The sequence below is a fragment of the Streptomyces sp. NPDC014894 genome, assembly GCF_043080985.1.
Taxonomy (GTDB): domain Bacteria; phylum Actinomycetota; class Actinomycetes; order Streptomycetales; family Streptomycetaceae; genus Streptomyces.
This window is the reverse complement of the sequence record NZ_JBIBWD010000008.1, coordinates 130,092-152,222: the sequence shown is the minus strand read 5'-3', so window position 1 is coordinate 152,222 and position 22,131 is coordinate 130,092. Positions and strand designations below refer to the sequence as shown.

Below are 22,131 nucleotides of genomic sequence, written 5' to 3'. Positions count from 1 at the left end.
GGTCCCCCAGACACCGCCGTGTGCGGGACAAGCGCCCTGTCCCGCCACCGTCCCGCGCACGGCGGTCCCCACCCACCCCCTCCGCGACCGGAGCGAGCACCGTGAAACTGAGCGAAGCACTGGAGCAGTGCCCCACCGAACTCCTCGTCGGCGGCGACTGGCGGCCCGGCGCCGACGGCCGGCGCATCACCGTCCACGACCCCGCCACCGCCGAGCCGATCGCCTCGTGCGCCTCCGCCTCGGAGGCCGACGCCGTGGCCGCCGTCGACGCGGCCGCCCTGGCCCTGCCCGGCTGGGCCGCCACGCCCGCCCGCGAGCGCTCGGCCGTCCTCCGCCGCGCGTACGAGCTGATGACCGAGCGCGCCGACTACTTCGCCACCCTCATCAGCGCCGAGAACGGCAAGGCCCTGACCGACGCCCGCGCCGAAGTCGGCTACGCGGCCGAGTTCTTCCGCTGGTACGCCGAGGAGGCCGTACGCCTCGCGGGCACCGTCCAGCACGCCCCCGCGGGCGGCGGCCGCATCCTGGTGGACCGCGCGCCCATCGGCGTGGCCGTGCTGGTTACCCCCTGGAACTACCCCGCCGCCATGGCGACCCGCAAGATAGGCCCCGCGCTCGCCGCGGGCTGCGCCGTGGTGCTCAAACCGGCCGGCGAGACCCCGCTGACGGCGCTCGCCGTCGGCGCGCTGATGGCGGAGGCGGGCGCGCCGGCCGGCGTGGTCAACGTCGTCCCCGCGGCCCGCTCCGGCGCGGTCGTCGCCGCGATGCTCGACCGGCCCGCCGTGCGCAAGCTCTCCTTCACCGGCTCCACCGAGGTCGGCCGGACCCTGCTGCGCACCGCGGCCGACCGGGTCCTCAGCACCTCCATGGAACTCGGCGGCAACGCCCCCTTCCTCGTCCTGGAGGACGCCGACCCGGACGTCGCCGTGGCAGCGGCGCTGCTCGCGAAGATGCGCAACGGCGGCGAGGCCTGCACCGCCGCCAACCGCTTCTACGTCCACGAGTCGGTCGCCGACGAGTTCGGCGCCCGACTCGCCGCCGCGATGGGCGCGCTGCGCGTCGGCCCGGGGCTCGACCCCGGCACCGAGGTCGGACCGCTGGTCAACGCGGCCGCGCGGACCAAGGTGGCCGAGCTGGTCGAGGACGCCGTGGCGCGCGGCGCCCGGGTGCTCACCGGCGGACGGGCCCCGGCCGGCCGGGGCCACTACTACGAGCCGACCGTGCTCGACCGGGTCGCGCCGGACTCCGCGATCCTCGCCGAGGAGATCTTCGGCCCGGTCGCCCCGCTGGTGCGCTTCCGGGACGAGGCCGACGCGATCCGGCTCGCCAACGACACCGAGTACGGTCTCGTCTCCTATGTCTGCACCCGCGATCTGGGGCGGGGGCTCGCCGTCGCGGGCGCGCTGGAGACGGGGATGGTGGGCGTCAACCGGGGCGTCGTCTCCGACCCGGCCGCTCCCTTCGGCGGGGTCAAGCAGAGCGGTCTGGGGCGCGAGGGCGGCCATGAGGGAATCCTCGAATACACCGAGACCAAGTACATCGCCGCCGACTGGTGAGAGGCCGCCCGCGGCGGGCCCGGGGGGCGGGGCTCGGCGGCCCCGCCCCCCGGGCCTTTCCGTCCTCCGCCGCGCGGCACTCCCTCCGCACCCGGCGGCCCGGGGGACGCGCCCGCCCCGCGCCCGGCGTGCGCGATGTGCCCGGCGTGCCGGGGGAGGCGCCTCCGCCGGGCGCACCGCCGTACGCGACGCGCCCCCGCCGTACGCGACGCGCCCGCCCCTCGCCCCGGTCCCGCCCCCGGCTCGCGGGCGCGCACCGACGGAACCCGCCCCCCGGTCCGGCCCGCTCCGGCGACGGCCCCCGCTCCGCGCGGAGGCCGTTCCGCCGTCACGGCGGGGCCGGTGTAACGTGCGTGGGGGATCACCGCGGGCCGCAGCCGGCCGCGGGGCGGCCGGTGGAGGAGAGGGTCCGTGGCACGCACGAAGGAGATTCCGTCCGACAGCCCGTGGCAGGCTCTCCAGGACTTCGCGAGCAGCCGCCCGGAGGGCGCGGCGGAGGAGATCGCCGACCGCGTCCAGCAGCTGATCCTCTCCCGGGAGCTGACGGACGGCTCACGGCTCCCCTCCGAACGCGATCTCGCGGCCCTGCTGTCGACCAGCCGCCCCACCGTGAGCCAGGCGATCCGCATCCTCGTCATCAAGGGGCTGGTGGAGTCCCGGCGCGGTTCCGGCGCGTATGTACGGCTGCGCCCCGGCGCGACGCTCGCCGCGTCGATGGGCCTGATGCTGGAGGTGGAGCCCGGCTCGGTGGCTCAACTGGCCGAGCTGCGGCTGTCGCTGGAGTCCACGGGCGTCGTCCGGGCCATCGAACGGGCCACGGAGGAGGAGCTGGCGGAGGCCGAGCGCGCGCTGCGCGGCTTCGAGAGCGGCGGCGGCGACACCGCCGCCTGGATGAGCGCCGACACCTGCTTCCACGCGACGCTGGTCAACGCCTCCCACAACACCTATCTCGCGTCGATGTTCGACAGCGTGCACACCGCGCTCATCAACTACGAGTACCGCACCTGGATCGACAACGGGACGGTGCCCGGCTGGCTCGCGCCCGACCGGATCCCCGCGCTGACGGCCGTCCACGAGCCCATCCTGCGCGCCGTGCGGAACCGGGACGTGGAATCCGCGCTGTACGCCGTGCGCCACCACCACGAGGTGATGACGCGGCATCTGCGGATGAGCGGCTGATTCCGGCCCGGCGGCCCGCCGGGCGTGTTCTTCCGGCGCGTACGCCGACGACCGTGCCGGGTGCGGCACGGTCGTCGGCGTACGGCTGCTGGGGCGCGGGGCGCTCAGTCGAAGTTGTTCCTGCGGCCCTCGCGCACATACGCGACGGTCCCGGCGATGTGGTCCTTGCCGTGGAGCGACTTCCGCTTCGCCAGATGGCCGAACATCTGGATGCCGAAGCCGCCGTCGAGGTCGTCGGTGATGCGTCTGCGCCACGGTCTGCGGACGATCTGGGCGGTCAGCCGGCGGGTGACCCGGGGGCGGCTCATGATGTGGCGGGCGATGACCCCGGCCCGTTCCATCAGCTCCTCGCGGGGGTGGAGTTCGTTCACCATGCCCCACTCCAGCGCCTGGCGCGCGGAGATCGCCTCTCCGGTGAGCAGGGCGTACGCGGCGCGCTTGACGCCCAGCAGCTCCTGGAAGCAGCTGTGGATCCCGTCGCCGGGGACCGAGCTGATGTCGAAGTGGAGATCGAAGACGGTCGCGTCCTCGGCGCAGAGGGTGATGTCGCACATGAGGACGATCTCGGAGTGGAAGCCGGGGCCGTTGAAGACGCCGATGGTGGGGATCTCCAGATCGTTGATCAGCGAGCTGACGTTGATCCGGCCGTCCTTGTAGGCGTACTCGTACGCCCAGTGCGGCATGTCCTCGTCCTCCAGGGCGAAGCCCTCGGGGTCCGCGTCCATCATGAACTCGTCGCCGGTTCCGGCGAGGATGAGCACCTCGTTCTCGGGGTCCGCGCCGATCACTTTGAGCATTTGGCCGAGGGCGCGGTGGTTCTGGACGCTCAGCTGGACCGGGCCGCCGAGCGTGTGCGCCCGGGCCACGATGACGCCGTCCGTCCGTTCGAGGAGGAAGAAGTCCTTGAACCGCTCCTTGTACTCCTCGAACCGCGGGGTGGGGATGAACTCCTGCAAAGACACGGGTGCCCCCTCGGTGGCTGATCGCCTGATGCGAAACGGTGGGACCTTTAGGCGACCGCCCGACGGGCGATCCGGCTTCCACCATAGTGGCCTATCCACTTTCTGTAGTGTGCACATGCTTCACGAGTGGGTCAAGGGTTTGATCGTTGTGACGAAGGGGCGGTCTTCACCTGGTCGAATCCTCGTTCTCGCCCGGTCCTCGCCGAGGAGTGCCCGAAGGTGATCGACGGGGTGACTTTTCCGGAGCTGTGGCAATGTGGCTTAGCCGCTTGTGGGGCTTCGCTCGTCTGTCGTCAGTCGGTGAGCGGGCGGGCGGGGGTGACCTCGTCGACATGGACGACGGCGTCGAACCAGTGGGCGGGCGAGCCGCCTGACATGTGGTGCGCGGCGTCGTCCGAGGCGTCGTAGGAAGGCCCGATCAGCCGTGTCCCGGCCGGCCGCGAGAGCCGGGCCCGCACCTCGGCCGGCCCGGCGGCCCTGCCGCCCGCCCCGCCTCCGCCGCCGGACGCCCGCCGTCCCGGTGGCCGCCCGGCCCGGTGGTCGCCCGTCCCGCCGTCCGCCCGCCCCACCGGCTCCCGACCGCTGACGCCACGTCAGCCATTCCCGCCTTTCCGCCTCCCTCTCCGCGCCTCTCCGCCTCCTTCACAAGGCCCGCGCGGCCCCCGGCGGCGCATCCCCTCCGCGTGATCGTCGTGAATTCGACCGTCCCGAATGACAAGGACGCCATGGGCCGGGAATACTCCGTGCCGTTCTGGGAAGCCTTGACCATTGGTTGCCGATGGTGCAACACTCGCGCAGTGCCGACGCCACCATGTGCGGAACCGCCTGACACCCGACGGTGCGGCGGAAGTCGATCCGGAGCAGGGGCCGACGGCAGATATCGCCGGAAGTGGCTCCAGGAAGGCACATCCGAAATCATGATCAGACCCAGCAGGCGCGGCGGATATTTCCGATTCCGTTCCCCGTTCGCCGGAGAATGTCATGCCCGCTCGCGGCGGACGCTGCTCGGAGTGTGACGTTCCGTCGGCGGCCCCTTCTTCGCCGTACCCCTGTCGGTTCCCTGCCGGATCCCTGTCGCCGAGCCGCTGAGAAGGCTCTCCGTCAGGTCCGTCGGGACCGCCGGGAGCCCCGGGCCGCCGCCTGAGTTCGCGGGCGGGTCCCGCCGAACGCTCCGTCCGCCGGTCAGCCCCCTTTCCGCGCTCCTGGGCCGGGGCGGCCGCAAGCCCTTTCTCTCGCACTGTGCGAACGGGAGGCCCGTCGGGTGTCCTTGACACGTCTACACAGGCCAAACCATACTGATTTCCAAAGAGAAATCATTCGGTGTGAGCTATGTCCTGACCTCTGAAACGAAAGGCGGTGGGGCCGTGCCAAGCCCACTGGAGTCCGTGGTGGTGGACATATGGAAAAGCGTCGCCGGACAGGGGGACTTCCCTGCCGTCGCCGAAGTTCCCGAGCACAGGGAAAGCCAGGGTGACCTGCGGGCCCGCATCCTGGAATTCACCACCGCACTGCGCAGTGTCCTCGATGTCGATATCGGCCCCGAGGAGATAGCCGGGCAGCCCGGCCTCGGGGAAGTCGCCGCACGCGTCGAGGAGTTACGCCGCCCGGTCGCCCAGGACCGGACCGAAGATCCCCCGCCCCCGACCCGCCAGGACGGCACGGGCGACCGAGTGGTTCCCGCCTCGTACGGCCAGCGCGGACTCTGGTACACCGACCAGTCGGTCGCCAACTCCGCCATCTACAACTCGCCGATCGTCCTGAGGCCCCGCTTCCCGGTCGACCCCGCCCTCCTCGAACAGGCCCTGGGCCGCGCCGTCGCCCGCCACGAGGCCCTGCGCACCACCTTCGCCACGGCGGACGGCGAACTGGTCCAGCGGATCTCCCCCGAGCCCCGCGTCGACTTCTCCGTCGAGCGGTACCGCGACGACGAGGAGTACGCCAAGATCCTCCACCGGGTCATGGACACCCCCTTCGACCTGGCCGGCGGCCCGCTGGTGCGCGTCGCCTGCGCCGTCGACCACCGCGAGCGCGTCCGGCTGCTCTGCAATGTGCACCACATCGTCTTCGACGCCACCTCCGTGGGGCTCTTCCTCGACGCCTGGTTCACCGCCTATCTGCGGCTGCGCGACGGCCGCCCGGACGACGGCCGCCCGGCCCCCGCGCAGTACCGGGACTTCGTCGACTGGCAACGCCGTCATCTGGACGAACACCCCCTGGAGACCCTGCTCCCGTACTGGCAGGAGAAGCTCGCGGGCCCGCTGCCGCTGCTCGATCTCCCCCTGGACAAACCCCGCCCCGCCGTCCGCACCCACGAGGGCGGCAGCCACCGCTTCACCCTCCCGGCCGGGCTGATGGACCGGGTGCGGCGGCGGTCCGCCGCGGAGGGCGTCACCCCGTACATGCTGATGCTCTCGGCGTACGCGGTCCTGCTCCACAAGTACACCCGCCAGCCCGAGGTCCTCATCGGCAGCCCCGCCTCGCTCCGCGACACCCCGGCCCTGCGCGACGTCGTCGGCTATCTCGTCAACACCGTCGTCACCCGGCACCGCTTCGACGACCGGACGGAGCTGCGGGAGCTGCTGCGGCGGACCAAGGACGACGTCGTCTCCTCCCTCCGGCACAAGCACGCCCCCCTGGACCGGATCATCCGCCGGATCCAGCCCGAGCGCAGCGCCGGCCACCCTCCCGTCTTCCAGACCATGTTCGTCATGCCCGACGGCGACGCCGGACTCTTCGACCGCCTCGGGCTCCCCATGGACGCGGAGCTGTACGGCAGCGACAACGCCAAGTACGACCTGTCCCTGCTCATCGAGGGCGGCGCGGGCGACGGCGGTGCGACCGGCATCCTGGAGTACGACGCGAGCCTGTTCCACCCCGGCACGGCCGAGGCCATGGGCCGCCACTTCCGCACCGTGCTCACCCAGTTCGCCGACCGGCCCGCCACCCCGCTCGGCCGGGTCCGGCTGCTGGACGACGCCGAGGAGGGGCGGCTGCTGGCGCGCTGCACCCGGCCCCGGGCCGCGCCCGTGCTGCGGCCCGTCATGGACCGCTTCCGCGACAGGGCCGCCCGCGACCCCGACGCCACCGCCCTCGTCCACGGCGACCGTTCCCTGACCTACCGGCGTCTGGACGAGCGCGCCAACCAGCTGGCGCGTCTGCTCCGCGCCCGGGGCGTCGGCGCGGGCTCCCGCGTGGGCGTCTTCCTGCGGCGGTCGCCGGAGATGGTGGTGGGGCTGCTCGGCATCCTCAAGTCCGGCGCCGCGTATGTGCCGATCGACCCGTCCTACCCCCAGGAGCGCACGGGGTACGCGCTGCGCGACGCCGGCGTACGGCTCGTGGTCACCGAGTCCGCGGTCGCCGGCCGGCTCCCGGCAGGACCGGAACTCCTCCGCCTGGACGAGTCGGCCGCCGAGATCGCCCAGCACCCGGTGACCGATCCTGGCCCGGTCAAGACGCCCGACGACGAGTTCTACGTCATCTACACCTCCGGCTCCACCGGCGCCCCCAAGGGCGTGGTGCTGACGGACGCCACCATCGCCAATCTGATCGAGTACCAGCTCTCCGTGACGGCGGTGGGTCCCGGCGACCGGACCCTCCAATACATGAGCCTGTCCTTCGACGTCTCCATCCAGGAGATCCTGGGCACCCTCTGCGGGGGCGGCACCCTGGTCCTGATCCCCGACGACCTCTACCGGGACCTGCACCGCCTCGCCGAGTTCATGGGCCGCGAGCGCGTCGCCCGCGCCTACTTCCCGTACATCGCGCTCCAGCAGCTGGCCGCCCTCGCGACCTCGGCCGGGCTGCGCCTGGACGCGCTCCGCGAAGTCGTGTCCACCGGCGAACAGCTCGTGGTCTCCCCGCAGATCAGGGAGTTCTTCCGGGAGCATCGGCGGGCCCGGCTCTGGAACATGTACGGCCCGTCCGAGACCCATGTGATCTCCGCCCACCGGCTGTCGGAGAATCCCGCGGTCTGGGCCGAGGCCGCCTCCATCGGCCGTCCGCTGCCCGGCTTCTCGATGCTGGTCCTGGACGGCGCGGGCAATCTGGTGCCGCCCGGCGTCACCGGCGAACTCCACCTCGGGGGCGCGCTGATCTCGCCCGGCTACAACCGGCTGCCCGAGGAGACCGCGAAGCGCTTCCTGGCGTACGGCGCGACCGCCTCCGGGGCCCGGGCCCCCGGGGCCGACCGCGCGCTGCCGCTGTACCGCACCGGGGACCTGGCCCGGATCGGCGCGAACGGCGACTTCGAGTACCTGGGACGGGTGGACAGCCAGGTCAAGGTCAGGGGCTACCGCATCGAGCCCTCCGAGATCGAGTCCGCGCTCAACGGCCTGGACGGAGTGGAGGCGTCCGCCGTCGCCGCCGTGCCCCTGGCGGACGGGGACAAGCGGCTGGTCGCCTTCATCGCCGCCGACGAGGACGCCGACACCGCCGCCCTGCGCGCCCGGCTCGGCGAGGTGCTGCCCGACTACATGCTGCCCTCCCACTTCGTCCGGCTGGACCGTATCCCCACCGCGCCCAGCGGCAAGATCGACCGCAAGGCGCTCCCCGCCCTCTTCGACCCGGCGGACCGGACGGCGTCCACCCCGCCCCGCACCCCCGCCGAGCGCGAGATCGCCGACCGCTGGGGCGAGTTGCTGAAGACCGGCGGCATCGGGGCCCACGACGACTTCTTCGCCCTCGGCGGCCACTCCATCCTGGCGACCCGGCTCGTCTACCGGATCCGGACCGACTTCGGGGCCGACATCGGACTGCGCGAACTCCTCGCCCGTCCCACCGTCGCCGGGATGGCCGCCACCGTGGAGGCCCGCCTCGCCGCCGGGAACACCGCCGCCGGCGACGGCGCGCCCGGGGACAGCGCGCCCGGGACCCGCGACGCACGGCCCGACCTGCGCGCGGACATCGAACTCCCCGACACCGTCACCGGCCCCGCGACGCCCCCGGACCACGCCGCCGACAGCGGCCGGCTCACCCGGGAGAGCGACGACATCCTGCTCACCGGAGCCACCGGCTTCCTCGGCGCGTATCTCCTGCGCGACCTGCTGGAGCACACCGGCGCCCGGATCCACTGCCTCGTCCGGGCCGCCGACGAGACGGCCGCCCGACGGCGGCTCGCCGACACCGCCCGCCGCTACCGCCTCGGACACGACCTCGACGACCCCAGGATCGTCCCCGTGCCCGGCGATCTGGCCGCCCCCCGCCTCGGGATGGACGACACGGCGTACGACACCCTCTCCGCCCGCGTCGGAGCGGTCTACCACGCGGCGGCGCACATCAACTTCGTCGCCCCCTACGCCTTGGTGAAGGCGGCCAACGTCGACGGGATGACGGCCGTCCTGGAGCTGTGCGCGTCCACGGGCCGGCCGGTGCCGCTCCACTACGCCTCCACCATCGCGGTCTTCTCCCCGGCCGGGCACGCGGGAGCCATCACCGAGCGGAGCGTCCCCGAGGACGACAGCCGGCTGGGCATCGGCTACACCCAGAGCAAATGGGTCGCCGAACGGCTCGCCGGACTCGCCCGCGACCGCGGGCTGCCGGTGACCGTCTACCGCATCGGCCGGATCGCCGGGGACAGCGCGACCGGCGCCTGCCAGGCCGACGACTTCTTCTGGCGGCAGATCAAGAGCTTCGTCCAACTGGGCTCCGCACCGCCCCCGGAGACCATGAGGACCGATCTGCTGCCCGTCGACTTCGTCAGCCGCGCCCTGGTGACGCTCTCCCGGCGCACGGACCGGCCCGACGAGACCTTCCATCTGTTCCACCCCCGCCCGGTCTCCTTCGACGTCGTCCACACGGCGATCAGGGAGAGCGGCCGGCCGCTGGACATCGTCCCTCCCGACGCCTGGTTCCGGCGGCTGGAGGAGACGGCGGAGGCCGACGGCGACAACGCCCTCGCGGCCACCGCGCCCCTCTTCCGCGAAGGCGCGCTGGAGCTGGGCGAGAACACCTACGCCAACGACGCGACCACCCGGGCGCTGCGCGCCGCCGGGATGGAGTATCCGCCCATCGACGCGGCGGCCGTGGCCCGGATGATCGGCTTCTTCCGGGAGACCGGCGAGCTTGACTGAACCCCGCCGCGCGGCCCTCGCCGCGCGACGCCGAGCCGGCGCCGCCCCGGCGGCGCCGGGATCTCAAGAAGATGGGGAACGAACCGTGACCGAGCGCGTCCCGACCGCAGTCCGCCGCAGCCGCGCCGAACTGGACAGAGCCCTCGCCCTGCCCGCGCGCCAGCAGCCCGTCTGGCCCGATCCCGACCGGGCCGCGTCCGCGCGCGCCCGGCTCGCCCAGGCCCGCGCGCCCGTCGCCTGGCCCGGCGTACGGCAGCTCTCCGGTCTGCTGGCCCGGGTCGCCGCGGGCGAGCTGTGCGTCCTTCAGGCGGGCGACTGCGCGGAGGACCCGGCCGACTCGGACGTCGCCGATGTGGCCCCCAAGGCCGAGATGCTGGACGTCCTCGGCGACATCATGCGCGTCGGCGCCGACCGTCCCGTCGTACGGGTCGGCCGGCTCGCCGGCCAGTTCGCCAAGCCCCGCTCCCAGCCGTACGAGACGAGGGACGGGCTCACCCTCCCGGTCTTCCGGGGGCCCATCGTGAACGGGCCGGAGCCCACCCCGCGCGCCCGGCGGGCGGACCCGGCGCGGATGCTGGAGTGCCACACGGCCGCCGGGCGCGCCCACCGCGCGCTCGACGCCCTCGGCCGGGGCGCGGGGGCCGATCCGCTGGAACGGATCTGGACCAGCCACGAGGCGCTGCTCCTCGACTACGAGGCTCCGCTGATCCGCCCCACCGGCGACGGCGGCCACTATCTCGCCTCGACCCACTGGCCCTGGATCGGCGAGCGCACCCGCCAGCCGGACGGCGCCCATGTCCGGCTGCTGGCCCGGCTGGACAACCCGGTGGCCTGCAAGGTGGGTCCGCGCACCACCGCCGGGGAGGTACGGGAGCTGTGCGCCCTGCTCGACCCCCGGCGCACCCCGGGCCGGCTGACCCTCGTGGCCCGGTTCGGCGCGTCCCAGGTCGCGCGACTGGCCCCGCTGGTGCGGGAGGTGCGGCTCAGCGGCCACCCGGTGCTGTGGATGTGCGACCCGATGCACGGCAACACCGTCCAGGACGGCGACGGGCTGAAGGTGCGCCGGCTGGAGGACATCATGAACGAGATCAGGGGCTTCCTCACCGCCGTCTCGGAGGGCGGCGGAGTCTGCGCCGGACTCCATATCGAGTCCTCGCCGCAGGACATCGGCGAGTGCGCCGGGGCCGGGGTGACCCCCGCCCGGGGCCCGGGCTACCGCACCCTGTGCGATCCGAGGCTCAATCTGATGCAGGCGGTCGCGGTGGCCGCCCACTGGCAGCAGGGCGCCCGCGAACGGGTCGCCGCCGAAGGGACGGCCGGCCCCACCGGGTCGCGCTGAGCGATGGCGCCCCGGTCACCGTACCGCCGTCCGGCCACGGTGTCCGCGGCGCGCCGTGCCCCGCGTTCCCGGCCGCGCGGCGGTCCGGGCCGCGGGCCCGCCGGCCGACGGTCAGCCCCGGCCGGCGGGCCGCTCGTGCAGCAGTTCCTTGATGGCGTCCGCCGCCTTCTGGCACATCTCGGCGAACGCCTCCTGCTCGCCGGGACCCAGCGCGCCCATCGCCGCCTGCGCGTTCTCCCGGCGGCCGCGGGCGCTGCGGGAGAGGAAGAGATGCCCCTTGTGCGTCAGCGACGTCGTCTGCTCGCGCCGGTCGTCGCCGAGCGCCGCCTGCTCGACCAGCCCCAGGTCCTTCACCACCCGCAGCGCCTTGGAGACGGTCTGCCGGGACACCCCCAGGGACGCGCTGAGCAGCGAGGGAGTCATCGCGCCCCGGATGCGCAGCAGCTCCAGGACGTCGTACTGCTGCCAGCTGATCGGCTCCGGGCTGGCGCTGGTGCGCCGGGCCACCAGGACGCACTGGAGGAAGGACAGCGCGTCCTCCAGGCTCGGCGTCCCGCTCTTCGCCGCCGCCGGTGCGGTCCGCGATCCGGTCATCTGCCTCACTCCACTTCTGCGCGGGCGGACGGCAGGGGAGCGGGGCGCGCCGCGCCACGGTACGGGACGGTCCGGGGCACCCGGCCGCACCACCCCTGCATCCTTTCCGTATGGAAAACACTTTACCGCAGGCCCGTTCCGCCGAGTCCTGCCCGTCGTGATCGCGGAACGGCGGGCGGCGGGGCTGCCGACGGCGGGGCGGTCGTCGACGGAACGGCTCCCGGCGACGGAACGGCCGACGGCGACGGAGCGGACGGCTCCGGTGGGCGCGCCGGCCCGTGCGCCCACCGGAGCCCGCCCCGGCCCGGGTTCAGCTCACCGGGCCGCCGCCCCCTGCGGGGCCGCCGCGCCGGGACGGGTCCGGCGGGCCTCCCCGAGCAGCCACCGCAGGGTCCGAGGGCCGGAGAGGCTGAGCACGGACTCGGGGTGGAACTGCACCCCGGCGAACCCCGGCCCGCGCACCGCCGTCACCTCCCGGGTCGCCGGGTGCCGGGACAGCTCCACCCCCTCCGCCAGCAGCGCATCCGCCCGCTCCGCGCCCGCCCGTACGGAGAACGAGTTGTAGAAACCCGCCGTCACCGGCTCCCGGAACAGCGTCACCGTGCGCTGCGCCCCCTGGAAGGGGCGTTCGCTCCGCCGCACCGGCAGCCCGAGGGCGGCGGACATGAGCTGGAAGCCGAGGCAGACCCCGACCAGCGGGCCGCCCCCGGCGCGGGCCCGGCCGAGCAGTTCGGCGGCGAGGGAGCGCAGCGCGCCGATCCGGGCGTCCGTGCCGCTGTTCGGATCGCCGGGTCCGGGGCCGAGCAGCACCGCCCCCCGGTGCGCGTCCAGCGCCCGGCCCAGCCCCGGATCGTCGTACGGGCGGACCCGTGTCAGCAGCCCGGCCGAGCGCAGCACATGGGCCAGCATGGCGGTGAAGTCGTCCTCGGCGTCGATGAGCAGCACCTCCTCGGGGGTCCCCCGCCGCCCCGCCCGGTCACCGGGAGCGCACCGGGCGGGGTCCAGCCAGAACGGGGCCAGATTCCCGCGCCGCCCGGCCAGCGCGGCCAGCACCTCGGGCGTGCGCAGCGACGCGGCGGGCGGCTCGCTCCCGGTCCCGCGCCCGGTCCCGCGCCCGGTCTCGCTCCCGCGCCCGGGGGCCGGCCGGTCGGCGACCCCGAGCGCGCCGAGGACCCCGGCGAGCTTGGCGTGGGTCTCCGCCACCTCCGAGCGCGGATCGGAGTCGCGCACCAGGGTCGCCCCGACGGAGACCCGCAGCTCACCGCGGGCGGATATGTCCGCGGTGCGGATCAGGATCGGCGAGTCCAGCCAGGGCGTCCCCTCCGCGTCCCGGCCGAAGAGGGCGAGCGCCCCCGCGTAGTAGCCGCGGCCCGAGGGCTCGTAACGGCGGATCACCCGGCAGGCGCTCTCCAGCGGACTGCCGGTGACGGTCGCGGCGAACATGGTGCGCCTCAGCACCTCGCGCGCGTCGCGGGCGCCGTGCCCGCGGATCTCGAACTCGGTGTGCGCCAGATGCGCCATCTCCCGCAGATAGGGGCCGCGCACGTGGATGTCCCGGTCGGCGACGGAGCAGAGCATCTTCAGCTCCTCGTCCACCACCATGGAGAGTTCGTCGCGCTCCTTGGGGTCGCCGAGGAAGGCGAGCAGGCTCTCCGCGTCCGGTCCGCCGGGGGGATAGCGGTAGGTGCCGCTGATCGGATTCATCACCACCTGGCCGCCGCGCACCCGGACATGGGCCTCGGGGCTCGCGCCGATCAGGGTGCGGCCGTCGCCGCCGGACTCCTCGGGGCCGGTGTGGACGCAGAAGGTCCAGTAGGCCCCCGCCTCGGCGGTCAGCAGCCTGCGGAACAGGGTGAGCGCCTCCGCCGGGCCGAAGCCGTCGATCCGGGCGGTGAAGTCGCGCCGGATGACGAAGTTGGCCCCGGCGCCCGGGGCGATCTCCTCCCGGATGATGCGCCGTACGACGTCCGCGTAGGCGTCGTCGTCGAGGTCGAAGGCCGCGTCGCCCAGCGCCGCCCGGGCCTGGGGGAGGGCGTCGAGGACCTCGGCCGGATCGAGGGTGTGGCTCTCCTCCACGGCCAGGACCTGCAACGGGGTCGCGTCGTCATGGCATGCGTACCCGCGTTCGCCGATCTGCCGGAAGGGTACGAGCGCGAGCGCGGAGGGGCCTTCGCCGTCGGGGGAGAGCGGGATGTCGGCGATCCGCTCGACCCGGGTGACCGTGCCCAGCAGCAGTTCGACCGGGCCGGGGCGGCCGGTCGCGGGCGAGGCGCGCCTCAGCAGGGCGAAGGCGGGCGGCCGGGGGCCGGAGGTGAGAGTGCCGATCAGCTCCCGGGCCGAGGGGCCGGGCGGCTGCGTCGGGCGAAGAGGTGGCCTGGTCATGAAACGCCTCCTGAATACCGGCGGACGGAGAGGGGTGCGTTCTTGGGGGACTGGGCGATTCTTCTAATGATTTCCAATAGGAAACCAGATGGTATCTTCTTTGTCGACTCGCTGTCCGGGGTGTGGCGCGTACGAGGTCGGCCGGTATCCGTGACGTCCCGGCCGGCGCCCTCCTCCGGCTCGGCGCGGACTTTCCGCGCCGCTCCCGCGACTTCGCCGTGCGACATGTCGCCGGGGCCGGGTCCGCGCGGCCGGTCCGCCCTTCGGCCGGCCGCGCCCTGCCGGTCGTGGCGTATGCGCGACGGCGGTGCGGGACGAGGCGGGCTTGACATCGGTCATGCGATGCGCTGAAGGTAGTTTCCTGAAAGAAAACAACGTCGGCAGGGCATGCGTCGGCGATTCGAGGGAACGTTCGCACAGCGTGTTCGGGAATTTTCGGAAGCATCAGCGATGACAGGGAGTCGGAGCATGCCTGGAGCGTTACGGACGGATGTGACCGTCGCCGGGACCCTCACCGGGGCCTTCGCGGACGTCGTGGCACGGCACGGCGGCAGAACGGCGCTGGAGTACGGCGACGAGCGCCTCACGTACACCGAGCTGGACCGGCGCTCCGGCCGGACCGCCCGCGCGCTGCGACTGGCCGGCGTGGCCCCCGGCGACCGGGTGGGCCTCCATCTCGTCCGCTCGATCGAGCTGTACGTGGTGATGCTCGCGGTGCTCAAGGCCGGCGCCTGTCTGGTCCCGCTCAACCCGGCCCACCCCGCGCCCGTCGTACGGCGCGTCGCCCGGGAGGCCGGTCTCGCCCTGGTCGTGCACCGCGACGACGAGAGCGCGGAGGGCCTCGGCGCCGGAGCACCCGGCCTCGCCGTCGGGGAACTCGCCGCGCGGGCCGCCTCGTACGCCCCGGACGACCTCGGCGAACCGCAGCCGCCGGTGGGCGCCGAGGACCCCGCCCTGCTCCTGTTCACCTCCGGCTCGACCGGCGCCCCCAAGGGCGTGCGCATCGCCCACCGCGGCCTCGCCCGGCTCGCCGGGCACAGCGAGGAACTGCGCATCACCGAACACGACTGCTTCCTCCAGCAGGCCGCGTTCTCCTTCGCGGCCTCCACCATCGAGATCTGGCAGAGCCTGCTGCACGGCGCGAGGCTCGTCGTCATGCCCCCGAAGGTCCCCACCGTGCCCGAGCTGCGGGCCGCCCTGGAGCGGCACGGAGTGACCTTTCTGAGCCTGCCCTGCGGACTCTTCAACCTGCTGGTCGACGACGACCCGCACAGCCTCGCGGGACTGCGGGTCATCACCGTCAGCGGCGACTTCCCCTCGCCCGGCCATCTGGCCCGGGCCGTCGCCGCGACCCCGGCCGCCGTCTACAACGTCTACGGATGCACCGAGGGCTCGTCCCTCGTCGCCGTCCACCCGGTGCACACCGATCCCTCGGCCCTCAGCCCCTCGGAGCCGGTGCCGGTCGGCCGCCCGCTGCCGGGCATGACCGCCGAGGTCCTCGACGAACAGCTGCGCCCCTGCCCGCCCGGCGTCCTGGGCGAGCTGTGCATCGGGGGCTCGGGCGTCGCCCTCGGCTACACCGGCGACGAGGCCCTGACCCGGGCGCGGTTCGTACACCGCCCGGACGGCGAACCGCTCTACCGCACCGGCGATCGCGCGCGCACCACCGCCCAGGGGGACATCGTCCTCGTCGGGCGCACCGACGGCATGGTCAAGATCCGGGGCTATCGCGTGGAGACCGGGGCGGTCGAACTGGCCCTGAGGGCCCACCCGGACATCGACCGGGCGGTGGTGAAGGCGACCGGCGACGCGGTCTCGCAGAAGGAACTCGTCGCCTTCTACACCACGCGCGACGGCGCCGAGCCCACGCCCGGCGCACTCGTCGGCCATCTCCGGGACACGGTGCAGGACTACATGATCCCCTCCGCCTTCCACCGGCTCGACGCGTTCCCGGTGAATGTGAACGGCAAGATCGACCGCGCCCGGCTCACGGTCCCGGAGGCCGGGCGCGGCGGCCCCGCGCCCGCCGCCCGCCCGTCGAGCCCCCTGGTCTCCGCCGTGCTGCGGACCTGGCAGGACGTCATCGGCCGGGAGGACTGCACGGCCGAGGACGGCTTCCTCGAACAGGGCGGCACCTCACTGCACTTCGTCCGTCTCTCCGCCGGTCTGCGCACGGTCTTCGGCGTGGACGTCGGAGTCGAGGAGATCTTCCGCCACGACAGCGCGGAGAAACTGGCGCGGCACATCGAGCGCATACGGTCCGCCGCCCGCTGACACGAGCACGCCCCCTCCCGCCGGTCCGGTACGAGCCCACGCTCTCCCGCCGGGCCGGCGGGAGCACCATCTCTCCCGCGCCCGGGAGCCTTCTGGATGACCCGGCCGGGGCGGACACCGCCCCGGCCGCCCCGCCGCGCGGACGCCCGGCCGGGACAGTGAAAGTGGAATCCTCATGCCTGTTGCCATCACCGTTCTCGGGATCGCGGTCTTCTGTCTCAATACGACGGAGATCATGATCGCGGGTCTGCTGCCCAGTCTGTCGGCCGAGTTCGGCGTCTCGGTGTCCACCGTCGGATACCTCATCTCCGTCTACGCGCTGGGCATGGTGGTGGGCGGGCCGGTGCTGACGGTCGCGCTGCTGCGCGTCCCCCGCAAGGCCGCGCTGCTCGGTCTGCTCACGGTCTTCATGGCCGGGCAGGTGCTGGGCGCGCTGGCCGAGCAGTTCTGGGTGCTCGTCGTCGCCCGGATCGTCACGGCGCTCGCCGCCTCGGCGTTCTTCGGGATCGCGGTCGCGGTGTGCGTACGGCTGGTCCCGCCCGCGCGGCACGGCCGGGCGCTCGCGACCCTCTTCGGCGGGCTGATGGTCGCGCACGTCGTGGGGCTTCCCGCCGCGGCCCTGGTCGACCAGCACTTCGGCTGGCGGGCCAGCTTCTGGGCGGTGGCCGGACTCGCCGTGCTGAGCACGCTCGCCGTGGCGCGGCTGGTGCCCGCCACCTCTACGGCCCCGGGCCGGATCGACCTCCGGGCGGAGATCTCGGCCTTCCGCAACGGCCCGCTCTGGGGCGTGTACGGCACCAACGCCCTGATCATCGGCGCGATCATGGCGGCGAACAGCTACTTCTCGCCGATCTTCGTGGACGTCACCGGCTTCCCGTCCTCGGCGGTGCCCTGGCTCTTCGGGCTGTTCGGCGTCGGCACGATCATCGGGAACATGGTCATGGGCCGGTTCACCGACCGGTACATGATGCCGATGCTCGGCTGGGGATTCGCCGCGGTGGCCGTGGTGCTCGCGGTGTTCGCGCTCGTGGCGCGGAATCCGGCGGCGACGCTGGTCGCGGTCGCCGTGCTCGGACTGATCGGACTGCCGCTCAGCCCCGTGATGAGCGCCCGGGTGATCCAGGTCTCCAACGAAGGGCCGCTGGTGTCCACGGTCAACGCCTCGGCGGTCAACGTCGGCGTGGTGGTGGGCCCCTGGGCGGGCGGTCTGGCCATCGACGCCGACCTCGGACTGACCTCGCCGCTGTGGATCGGCTGCGGAATGGCGGCGGCGGGACTGCTGGCCGTCCTGCCGGTCGTGCTGGGCGGCGGTCGTACGGAGCGGAGCGCCGCCGCCGGGGAGGCGGCGGCGCCCGCGGACCGCGCGGCCGCCGAGCGGAGCCCGGGCTGATGCGGCCCGCCCGGCCCGGCGGCCGGCCCGCCCCCGGGGCCCTACCGGCCGTCGGCCCGGGCGACGTCCGCCAGCTTCCGCATGGTGTCCGGAACCGGCGCGGTCACCGTCTCGCCGAAGGCCTGACCGGCCGACGGCCCCTCGATCTCCACCCCGTGGGTGATCCGTGTCGCGCCCTCGGCCTCGCTCAGCCGGTGTACGAAGCGGATGACCGTGCCGTCCGCCATCCGGGTCTCGGTGCGGAATCCGACCAACCGCTCCGCCGCGGTCACCGCGAAGGGGATCGGCGGCAGATCGTGCAGATGCAGCGTGCCGCTCGCGCCGGCGGCGAAGGGGCGGTCCAGAATCAGTTCCCGTACCTCCCGGTCCCATTCGGGCCAGCGCGCCGGGTCCTCGTAACAGCCCCAGACCGCTTCCGGCGCGGCACTGGTGGTGATGGTGTGCTCATACGTCCACATGGAATCCTCGCGATGTGTGGGAAGGCCGCCACCCCGGCCGGATGATTGCCATGAGGAAACCATATGCGATAGAGTGGCCCCAAGGGAATCGGAGGTGAAGAATCCATGAGCCCTTACAGCGGTGACATCGTGGTGCGGGGCGGCCGGGAGAACAACCTCAAGAACATCTCCCTGATCATCCCCAAAGGCAGACTCACCGTATTCGCCGGACTCTCCGGATCCGGCAAGTCCTCCCTGGTCTTCGACACCATCGCCGTCGAATCGAGGCGACAGCTCAACGAGACCTTTCCCGCGTTCGTCCGCAATCGGCTCGCCCGCGCCGAACGGCCCCGCGCCGACGCCATCGAGAATCTCTCCACCGCGATCGTCGTCGACCAGAAACCCCTCGGCGGCAGCGCGCGCTCCACCGTCGGCACCCTCACCGACGTCCACCCCGTGCTGCGGGTGCTCTTCTCCCGCTACGGACGCCCGAGCGCCGGCCCGTCCAACGCCTACTCCTTCAACGACCCGCGCGGCATGTGCGAGCACTGCGAGGGCCTCGGCCGGACCGCCGCCGCCGACCTCGCCCGGCTCGTCGACGAGAGCCTGAGCCTGAACGAGGGAGCGCTCACCTTCCCCGCGTTCGCCGTCGGCACCGCCTCATGGCAGATCTACGCCGAGTCCGGACTCTTCGACCCCGACAAACCCATCGCCGAGTTCACCGCGAAAGAACGCGAACTGCTTCTCAACGGCGGCGGATTCTCCGTCAAACGCCGCACCCGGCACAGCGTCTTCCGCAACGAGTACGAGGGCGTCGTCACCCGCTTCAACCGCCGCTATCTCAAACGCGACGCCAACGCCCTCGGCGACCGCGACCGGCGCGCGCTCGCCGAGGTGGTCCGCGAGGAGACCTGCCCCCGGTGCGCGGGCGCCCGGCTCAACGCGGCCGCCCTCCGCACCCGGATCGGCCCCCACACCATCGCCGACCACTGCGCCATGGAGATCAGCGACCTCATCCGCGTCCTCGAAGCCGTCGACGACCCCGCGCCCCGCCCGGTCCTGACCGCCGCGCTCGCCGCCCTGCGCCGGATCGAGGACATCGGCCTCGGCTATCTCAGCCTCGACCGGCCCACCCCCACCGTCTCCGGCGGCGAGGGACAGCGGCTGAAGACCGTCCGCCACCTCGGCAGCAGCCTCACCGACGTCACCTACGTCTTCGACGAACCCAGCGTCGGCCTCCACCCCCGCGATGTGCACCGGCTGACCGGACTGCTGCGCGCCCTGCGCGACAAGGGCAACACCGTCCTGGTCGTCGAGCACGACCGCGAGGTCATCGCCGCCGCCGACCATGTCGTGGAGCTGGGCCCCGGCGCGGGCGCCCACGGCGGCGCGATCGTCTACGAGGGACCTCCCGCCGGTCTGCGCGCCGCCGACACCGTCACCGGCCGTCAGCTGCGCCGCACCCCCCGGGTCAAGGACTCCTTCCGGGCCTGGGACGAGACCCTGACCGTCCGCGACGCCGACCAGCACAATCTGCGGAACATCACCGTCGAGGTGCCCGCCGGTGTGCTCACCGCCGTCACCGGCGTCGCGGGCTCTGGCAAGAGCACCCTGGTCTCCGGCGCGCTCGCCGCCCAGCACCCCCGCGCCATCAGCGTCGACCAGTCGTCCACCGGCATCTCCCCGCGCTCCACCCCCGCCACCCACACCGGCGTCATGGACACCGTGCGCCGGCTCTTCGCCCGCGCGAACGACGTCGACCCCGGTCTGTTCAGCTTCAACTCCGACGGCGGCTGCCCCGAGTGCCGGGGCCGCGGCGTCGTCCAGACCGACCTCGCCTTCCTCGACCCCGTCACCGTCACCTGCGAGGCCTGCGACGGCCTGCGCTACCGACCCGAAGCGCTCGCCCACCGCCTCGACGGCCGCACCGTCGTCGAGGTGCTCGCCCTCACCGCCGACGACGCCCTCGACTTCTTCACCGACGACAAGGTGCTCCGCAGGCTGAGCGCCCTGCACGACGTCGGCCTCGGCTATCTCACCCTCGGCCAGCCGCTGTCCACCCTCTCCGGCGGCGAGCGACAGCGGCTGAAGCTCGCGGGCCGCCTCCACGAGGCGGGCGACCTCTATCTCTTCGACGAGCCGACCACCGGACTGCACATGGCCGATGTCGCGGGCCTCCTCGACCTGCTCAACCGGCTGGTGGACGGCGGCAACACCGTGGTCGTCGTCGAACACGACCTGGACGTCGTCCGCGAGGCCGACTGGGTCATCGACCTCGGCCCCGGCCCCGGACACCACGGCGGACGCGTCGTCTTCGAGGGCACCCCGGCCCAACTGCTCGCCGCGCCGGACTCCCTCACCGCCGAACACCTCAGAGCCGCCACCCGCGACTGACCGCGCGCCCGCCGCGTCCCCGCGCGTCCGACAGCGCGCCCGCGTCCAGCCGCCGGCGTCCGTGTCCGACCGCCCGCGTTCGACAGCCGCGTTCGACCGCCCGTGTCCGGCCCGGCGCCCGCGTCCCGGCGCGCGCCCTTCCGTACCCAGGAGCATTCCGGACCCGCGCCCGTCCGACGGCCACGAGCCCCCCGGCCCGCCGCCGCGACGGCGCGGGCACGGCGGGAAACCCCACCCGCCGCCACCGCCAGCGACAGGAGAACCAGCGTGACACCCACCAGCAGCGCCGTGGAACTCACCAGCACCGGAGGCGAGCAGGTCCACCTCCAGACCGACGAACTCCGCGCCGCCGGACCCGCCATCCCCATCCGGCTGCCCGAGGGTCTCATCGCCTGGTCCGTCACCCGCGGGGACATCGCCAAGCGGCTCCTCTCCAGCCCGCACGTCTCCAAGGACGCCCGCAAGTCCTGGCCGGGCTACGAGCCCGGAGCCATACCCTGGCTCAACCCCTGGGTGGACGTCGCCTCCATGTTCACCACCGACGGAGCCGACCACGACCGGCTGCGCTCCCTCGTCGGCAAGGCATTCACCCCCCGGGGCGTCCAGGAACTGCGCCCCGCCGTCGAGAAGATCACCGCCGATCTGCTGGAGGCGATGGCGGCCCGGCCCCGGGACGAACCCGTCGAGCTGCGCGCCGACTTCTCCCACCAGCTGCCCAACCGGGTCATCTGCGACCTCTTCGGCATGCCGGAGGACCAGCGGCCCGCGATGCTGGACGCCATCTCCGCCTCCCTCGACACCGAGGCCACCGAGGCGGAGGCCGCCGCCACCCGCGACACCATGATGAACGCCATGCGGACCCTGGTGGAGACCAAGCGCCGCGACCCGGGCGAGGACATGACCAGTCTGCTGATCGCCGCCCAGACCGAGGACGGCGGCCGGCTCAACGACCACGAGATGGTCTCCACCCTCTTCAACATGATCGCGGCCGGCACCGAGACGACCACCTCCCTCATCAACCACGCCGTCTGCGAACTCCTCACCCACCGCGACCAGCTCGACCTCGTCCTCGCCGACCCCGGCCGCTGGGACGACGTCACCCAGGAAACCCTCCGGATGCACGCGCCGATCATGCATCTGCCGCTGCGCTACGCCACCGCCGACATCGACCTCGGCGAGGGCGTCGTACTCCGCACCGGCGACACCATCGTCATCCACTTCGGCGCGCACGGCCGGGACCCCGGCGCCCACGAGGACCCGGGCGCCTTCCGGCTCGACCGCGGGGACAAGGCCCATCTGGCCTTCGGCTACGGCATCCACTACTGCATCGGCGCGCCGCTGGCCAAGCTGGAGGCGGCCATCGCCCTGCCGGCCCTCTTCGAGCGGTTCCCCGCCATCGACCTCGCCGTCGACCGCGACCAGCTGGAGCCCCAGCACTCCTTCATCGGCAACGACTATCTGACCCTCCCCGTCCAGCTCTACGGCCGCCCCGGCCGCCGGTCCGACTGACGCCCCCGCCGGACCGGCCCGCGTACGGCCGTGCGCCGGGGAGCCGC

At 73.4% G+C, this 22,131-nt stretch carries 13 protein-coding genes; 8 read left to right on the top strand and 5 right to left on the bottom strand.

The annotated features are described in order from the left end of the window. The first annotated feature begins 101 nt into the window (after positions 1–101). The gene (locus tag ACF089_RS20455) at positions 102–1,556 is read left to right on the top strand and encodes an NAD-dependent succinate-semialdehyde dehydrogenase (RefSeq protein ID WP_392028443.1); all 1,455 of its coding nucleotides are present in this window, start codon (positions 102–104) and stop codon (positions 1,554–1,556) included. Positions 1,557–1,967: 411 nt separating this feature from the next. Continuing rightward, positions 1,968–2,735 carry a FadR/GntR family transcriptional regulator gene (locus ACF089_RS20450; protein ID WP_392028441.1) on the top strand — a complete coding sequence of 256 codons (768 nt, stop codon included), beginning with the start codon at positions 1,968–1,970 and terminating at the stop codon, positions 2,733–2,735. Between the two features lie 104 nt (positions 2,736–2,839). Here the strand turns inward: ACF089_RS20450 and ACF089_RS20445 are convergent, their stop codons facing one another. Together ACF089_RS20445 and ACF089_RS20440 are read right to left on the bottom strand one after the other, a co-directional pair. Beyond that, complete coding sequence (locus ACF089_RS20445; RefSeq protein WP_392028439.1) at positions 2,840–3,697, bottom strand: enoyl-CoA hydratase/isomerase family protein; 858 nt, start codon at positions 3,695–3,697, stop codon at positions 2,840–2,842. Between the two features lie 293 nt (positions 3,698–3,990). After that, entirely contained in the window at positions 3,991–4,266 is a 276-nt protein-coding gene (locus ACF089_RS20440; protein WP_392028437.1) for a hypothetical protein, read from the bottom strand. A gap of 795 nt (positions 4,267–5,061) precedes the next feature. Here ACF089_RS20440 and ACF089_RS20435 point away from each other — a divergent pair. Next, positions 5,062–9,765: an amino acid adenylation domain-containing protein gene (locus ACF089_RS20435; RefSeq protein ID WP_392028435.1), complete on the top strand. Its 4,704-nt coding sequence runs from the start codon at positions 5,062–5,064 to the stop codon at positions 9,763–9,765. Between the two features lie 85 nt (positions 9,766–9,850). Beyond that, positions 9,851–11,104 (top strand): 3-deoxy-7-phosphoheptulonate synthase, encoded by a 1,254-nt coding sequence (locus ACF089_RS20430; RefSeq protein WP_392028433.1) that lies wholly within the window; start codon positions 9,851–9,853, stop codon positions 11,102–11,104. Between the two features lie 111 nt (positions 11,105–11,215). Here the strand turns inward: ACF089_RS20430 and ACF089_RS20425 are convergent, their stop codons facing one another. After that, positions 11,216–11,698, bottom strand: coding sequence for a MarR family winged helix-turn-helix transcriptional regulator (locus ACF089_RS20425; RefSeq protein ID WP_392028431.1), 483 nt, complete (start codon positions 11,696–11,698; stop codon positions 11,216–11,218). 315 nt (positions 11,699–12,013) lie between these two features. Then, complete coding sequence (locus tag ACF089_RS20420) at positions 12,014–14,080, bottom strand: anthranilate synthase family protein (protein ID WP_392028429.1); 2,067 nt, start codon at positions 14,078–14,080, stop codon at positions 12,014–12,016. 468 nt (positions 14,081–14,548) lie between these two features. Between ACF089_RS20420 and ACF089_RS20415 the strand changes: the two genes are divergently transcribed. Both ACF089_RS20415 and ACF089_RS20410 read left to right on the top strand, forming a co-directional pair. Then, positions 14,549–16,354: an amino acid adenylation domain-containing protein gene (locus ACF089_RS20415; protein ID WP_392028427.1), complete on the top strand. Its 1,806-nt coding sequence runs from the start codon at positions 14,549–14,551 to the stop codon at positions 16,352–16,354. Between the two features lie 175 nt (positions 16,355–16,529). Beyond that, on the top strand, positions 16,530–17,744 hold the full coding sequence (locus ACF089_RS20410; protein WP_392028425.1) for an MFS transporter: 1,215 nt from the start codon (positions 16,530–16,532) through the stop codon (positions 17,742–17,744). A gap of 41 nt (positions 17,745–17,785) precedes the next feature. On the opposite strand, the gene ACF089_RS20405 is transcribed toward ACF089_RS20410, so the two are convergent. After that, positions 17,786–18,202: an SRPBCC family protein gene (locus tag ACF089_RS20405; RefSeq protein ID WP_392028423.1), complete on the bottom strand. Its 417-nt coding sequence runs from the start codon at positions 18,200–18,202 to the stop codon at positions 17,786–17,788. A gap of 105 nt (positions 18,203–18,307) precedes the next feature. Here ACF089_RS20405 and ACF089_RS20400 point away from each other — a divergent pair, with 105 nt between their 5' ends. Beyond that, positions 18,308–20,575, top strand: coding sequence for an ATP-binding cassette domain-containing protein (locus ACF089_RS20400; protein WP_392028421.1), 2,268 nt, complete (start codon positions 18,308–18,310; stop codon positions 20,573–20,575). Between the two features lie 267 nt (positions 20,576–20,842). Then, a complete protein-coding gene (locus ACF089_RS20395) occupies positions 20,843–22,084 on the top strand; it encodes a cytochrome P450 (protein WP_392028419.1) in 1,242 nt (413 codons plus the stop codon). The last annotated feature ends 47 nt before the right edge of the window (positions 22,085–22,131 follow it).